This window comes from Arthrospira sp. PCC 8006, from assembly GCF_046480465.1.
GTDB lineage: Bacteria > Cyanobacteriota > Cyanobacteriia > Cyanobacteriales > Microcoleaceae > Limnospira > Limnospira platensis.
The window spans coordinates 1-4,817 of record NZ_PKGG01000305.1 but is presented as its reverse complement, the minus strand read 5'-3'; the positions used below and the strand labels follow the sequence as shown (position 1 = coordinate 4,817).

General features: G+C 45.6%; 6 protein-coding genes and 2 pseudogenes. 5 read left to right on the top strand and 3 right to left on the bottom strand.

Annotation, left to right across the window (positions count from 1 at the left end):
* Window positions 1–140: pseudogene (locus tag B9T16_RS25855) on the bottom strand (IS1 family transposase); the annotation flags it as partial.
* A 31-nt stretch (window positions 141–171) separates the two neighbouring features.
* Here B9T16_RS25855 and B9T16_RS25850 point away from each other — a divergent pair.
* Entirely contained in the window at window positions 172–363 is a 192-nt protein-coding gene (locus B9T16_RS25850) for a reverse transcriptase N-terminal domain-containing protein (protein WP_410246108.1), read from the top strand.
* Between the two features lie 67 nt (window positions 364–430).
* Window positions 431–751, top strand: a pseudogene (locus tag B9T16_RS25845) (group II intron reverse transcriptase/maturase); the annotation flags it as partial.
* A gap of 17 nt (window positions 752–768) precedes the next feature.
* Here the strand turns inward: B9T16_RS25845 and B9T16_RS25840 are convergent.
* Window positions 769–1,645, bottom strand: a protein-coding gene (locus B9T16_RS25840; protein WP_410246107.1) for an IS630 family transposase whose coding sequence is annotated in 2 segments (ribosomal slippage) — window positions 769–831 and window positions 833–1,645 — 876 coding nt in all. Because the reading frame shifts where the segments join, the coding sequence is not laid out codon by codon here.
* Between the two features lie 328 nt (window positions 1,646–1,973).
* On the opposite strand from B9T16_RS25840, the gene B9T16_RS25835 reads away from it, so the two are divergent.
* Window positions 1,974–2,378: a hypothetical protein gene (locus tag B9T16_RS25835; RefSeq protein ID WP_006616283.1), complete on the top strand. Its 405-nt coding sequence runs from the start codon at window positions 1,974–1,976 to the stop codon at window positions 2,376–2,378.
* A 4-nt stretch (window positions 2,379–2,382) separates the two neighbouring features.
* Complete coding sequence (locus tag B9T16_RS25830; RefSeq protein ID WP_014276474.1) at window positions 2,383–3,648, top strand: glutamate-5-semialdehyde dehydrogenase; 1,266 nt, start codon at window positions 2,383–2,385, stop codon at window positions 3,646–3,648.
* A gap of 67 nt (window positions 3,649–3,715) precedes the next feature.
* On the opposite strand, the gene B9T16_RS25825 is transcribed toward B9T16_RS25830, so the two are convergent.
* Complete coding sequence (locus B9T16_RS25825) at window positions 3,716–4,528, bottom strand: acyl-CoA desaturase (protein WP_006616281.1); 813 nt, start codon at window positions 4,526–4,528, stop codon at window positions 3,716–3,718.
* A gap of 77 nt (window positions 4,529–4,605) precedes the next feature.
* Here B9T16_RS25825 and B9T16_RS25820 point away from each other — a divergent pair.
* A partial coding sequence (locus B9T16_RS25820; RefSeq protein WP_410246106.1) for a methionine gamma-lyase family protein occupies window positions 4,606–4,817 on the top strand: 212 nt, incomplete at its 3' end.

Sequence of the window (4,817 nt, the reverse complement as noted above, 5' to 3'; positions counted from 1 at the left end):
TCTTTGACATCAGAACTGTAACCTCCAGGACAGGGATTTTCTCGAAATTGGCGACCACATTCACGGCACAGGTAACTCTGTTTTCCCTGACGATGACCATTTTTGACTACTTTATGGCTTTGGCAATAAGGACAATCCATCTTGATTTATTTGAGAATATCATTTTCTATTATGCAACACCCAATCAAGACTATGAATAACGTATGGAAAGCTATCCCATGGGCTAAGGTTCAGCGGAAAGTTTTTAAGCTCCAAAAGAGGATATTTCAAGCAGCTAAATCGGGACAGGACGCGAAGGCCAGAAGGTGRCAACGTCTATTGGTGAAATCATATTATGCCCGGCTCTTAGCAGTGCGGCTGTAGGGGCGGGTTCCACGGTCAGCCATGCTTCCCAACAGTCAGCTTAATGAACCCGCCCCCCNAAGCGGGTCAAGGCTAAAAGACAGCCGGTGTCGATGGAATGATAGTAATATCTCCAGAACAAAGACTGACTTGAGCGGAGAACATTAAAGGAAATCTCAAAGCCAAAGCACTTAGGAGAGTATGGATACCAAAACCTGGCAGGGATGACAAATGCCCCCTGGGAATACCCACAATCCAAGACAGAGCGAGGCAAGCCTTGGTTAAGTCGGCACTTGAGCCTGAATGGGAATCAAGATTTGAAAGCACAAGCTACGGGTTCAGACCAGGCAGGTCAGCCCAAGATTCAATAGCTCGTATTTTCCTGAGTATAAACCAAGGGGAATACTATAGCACTAGTCAATACGGTTAGGACGCAGCCTTGAGAACAGAATCCATGGCATCATCGAGAGAATCAAACTGCTCACGTGCAATGGCGAATGCGGGCTTTCAACCACGACCAACATTTCTCTATCTTGTTGAGGTCTGGCGAATAAGGCGGAAGATAGAGTAAATGGCATTGAGCTGCCTCCACCAGTTCAGCCTGCCGCCCCCCTTTATGAAACGTTGCATTGTCCARTACTAGAGTYTGACCTGGCTTCAATGTTGGAATTAAGATGAACTCCAACCACAACTCAAACACTGTCCGATTACAACAACCCTCAAAGGTAAAGGGAGCTAAGAGTTGTTGATAACACCATGCGGCCATATAGCTCACCCTGCCCTGCCTCTTCCCGGATTTGAGGGTATCGAAGCGTTGTCCTTCCTGGCAGTAACCATAAGGATAATCCGAGTCTTGACTATTCATGCCAGCTTCATCGAGGTAAACCAACCCTTCCGGCTCCATATGTTGAATCTGAGCAATAAACGCCTCTCGCTGTTGCTGATCACCTTCTTGGTAGCCGTAAGTTTTTTTTCTGGTGAAGCCAATTTTCTTCAAGGTTCTGGATATGGTGCGAGGAGAGATGTCGTCATCCCAAAGTTGAGCCATTTGAGCGGAGGTTTTGTGGCCATGCTCTTGGGCAAAAGCCTTGAATTTTTGCCAGTCGGTAATTTGGTGGTTATGACCAGGTGGGCGATTAGGTTTAGGGAGGAAGTCTCCGGTGTGTTCTTTTCTTTGCAGCCAGAGATTGATAGTGTTCCTGCAGAGATGGAAAAATTGACTGGCTTTGGTTTTGGACATACCGTATAGTTCAATTGCATTGATAACTTTTTGTCTAAGGTCGTAACTGTAGGGGGCTGGCATTTTGGGTCTTCTGTAGATATCCTTGCCATTATACGTCCTAACTTTTCTGTCTTATGCTATATCAGATAGATTAATCTACCCGTTACAACCCTATAAGCCAATACCCCTAGATTAAACCCCTAGGGGTTATTTTATGGCTACAGATTGATCGATCCTACTACGGTTTTGAGTAACACCTAAGTAACGGTAGAATAGGGGTTATAGGCTATGTATCAGGTTCGAGYCCGCTTAGCTCCATTTCAGTTGTTAGATCTCTTGTTCCTGAACTATCATGGGAGCTACTATTTGCTTTTGTTTCTAACTCCATTAAATAAGACCACGCGAGCTTGTGTCATCTCCCAAACCTGAGAAAATCGACTTACATAGTGATTATCCCTGTCCCTGTCGTCGAAAGGGTAATCTGGTTCCGATTACCTTGACCGAGGCTTTCGGTTGCGGTCGCTGTCAGCAGATTTTTGTAGTTGATGAGAGCGGTTATTCCCTAGAACAACTAGCCACCCACTACCCCTACAAACAGGCTTGGTGGTGGACTGGACAACAATGGTATCGCGCCACCCCAGGAATGCGATCGCACTATCTACCCTTAGCTTTGGGGATGCTTCTAGTCCCCCTGGTGATTTGGCTACCCCTAGCCATGTACTCTCCCGGGGGCAACATCTTGCTTTGGGCAATAGTTGCTGTTATGCTGGCGATGTTGCCAGCAATCATGGTTTGGCTTGCTTACAGGCGTTAGCTCGATGATCATTGATGATTTTTCTTCTACCCCAGATCCATTAAACCCTTCTCGTCGGGCCTATTTTGCCAGTCTTGAATTGACACAGATATCAGGAGAAGATCGGGGTCAAGCAATAAACAGAATGGCTGATGGTCTCAAACAACGAAAAAATGACATTCTGGAAGCGAACACCCTTGACTTGGAAGCCAGCAGAGAAATGGGGGTTTCCGAAGTGATTGGAGATTGGTTAAAACTGACTCCAGTTCGCCTAGAAAAAGCGATTAAGGTATTGGAAAGGTTAAGCACCATCTCCGATCCTATCGGTCGGGTGGTTAGCGCTCCTTACCAAATCAAACAGTATAAGGGCTATTATCAGTATATACCCCTGGGAGTCATTGCCCTCATTTACGAGGCTTTTCCTGAATTAGGGGCGATCGCCGCCGGTTTTGCTCTCAAAACTGCTAATAGTTTAATTCTCCAGGGAAGTAGTGAGGCTAACTCTTCCAATCAAATTATCGCCGAAACCCTACAATCAGCCCTAGAAGATGCGCGAATGCCGCCGGGATGTTTAGAATTTGTTCCCGCTGACCCTGATCATCCTATCCCCGATTTAGTCACCGAAGACAGATATATCAACCTGATTATACCATACGGGCGACCCCAATTAATCCAAGAAGTGATTAATAAAGCCACAGTTCCCATTCTGAAAACAGCCATGGGGAATTGTTATCTTTACTGGTCTGCTACCGCTAGTATGGATTTAGTCCGGTGGATGATTACGGATAGCCATAAAAGTGAACCCGACCCAGTAAATGCGATCGAAAAGGTCTTAATTGACCCTCATCAAAAAAACTCTTCCCTAGTGCGACTCTTAAATAGTTTGCAGGAAGAAGGTTTCCAATTACGAGGCGATCGCGATTTCATCCAAAACTTTCCCGAATTAACGGAAGCCGAACCCTCAGAATGGTATCATCCCTATTTGTCAAAAACCATAGCCTTCCGATTTGTGGAAAACCTCGAAAATGCGATCGGCATGATGAATCAGTGTAGCAGCAACCACGCCAATTGTATAGCGACCGAATCCTATAGCGAAAGTCGTATATTTGCCCAAAATTCCAATAGTGCGCTCACCTTCATGAACACATCCCCCCAATTTTCACGTCATCAAAACCGAGGGGATGCGTTGTTTTTAGGAGTGTCGAATCAGAAAGGATATCGACGGGGTTTAATTAGCCTAGAAAGCCTAATGACCCTGAAACATATTGTACAGGGTAATGGCAGAGTGTGAACTTAACCCGGCTGTCAGAGTCTAAGTTAGCTTCTGACCTACTCAGGAACAACTTTTGTCGCCGGGGCTAGTTTTCCACCAATTTAACTTTTTTAGCCAAACCCAAAAATTGTAGAAGTTGAATAGTCATCCAGGTTAAATCAATTTCCCACCATTTCAGACCATGACGGGCGGAATATTGGAAAGCATGGTGATTATTGTGCCAGCCTTCCCCATAGGTGACAAGAGCAACCCACCAACAATTTTTCGAGTTATCATTAGATTGATATGTTTGATAGCCAAACTTGTGAGTAGCGCTATTGACAAACCAGGTACAATGAAAAACCACAACGATGCGGAAAAAGATGCCCCAGACGACCAACGGCCATCCTCCGAGAAGATATAAAACCACACCCAAGGCGACTTGGATGGGAATGAAATAATTTTGCAGGAACAGATAAACTGGGTCTTCGTTGATATCTTTGGTAAAGCGGGGAACATCAGCATCAGCAGGAATTTCCCGCAACATCCAACCCATGTGACTCCACCAAAAACCCTTGTTAGAGTCGTGGGGGTCAAGGGTTTGATCAGAGTACAGATGGTGCATACGGTGTAAACCGACCCACTGGATAGGTCCTCCTTGACAGGCTAAAGCGCCGCAAAAAGCCAAGAAATATTCTAGCCATTTGGGAGTTTCAAAACTGCGGTGGGTGATTAAGCGGTGAAACCCTAGGGTAATTCCTAAGCCACCAGTTACCCAGTGCAAAAATACGGCCACACCAATTGCAGCCCAGCTAAAATTACTCGGGACTAGGACAAAAAGTGCGCCAATGTGGAGGAATGCCATAAATATTATGGTCATCCAGTCGAGTTTGAGTTTGGTTTCAGTTGCAATCGTCATGAATATCAAATTTTTGAACAGACCAGACCTGTTGGCGGCATAATATGCAGCACCCCTAATTCAGCTTTAGTCAGGTAATGAGACACAGCATAGAGTCACTACATGAAGCGCCACAGGCATTATCCCCAATTTTTTCGGGAATTGACACTAAGGTCAAGCACCACCTCCGACGAGTGTTAGATGCTTTCCGTACTCACCGGGTAGGAACCCATCATTTTGCCGGAGTTTCCGGCTACGGACACGATGATCTCGGTCGTCAAACTTTTGATCGCGTGTTTGCGGATGTTAT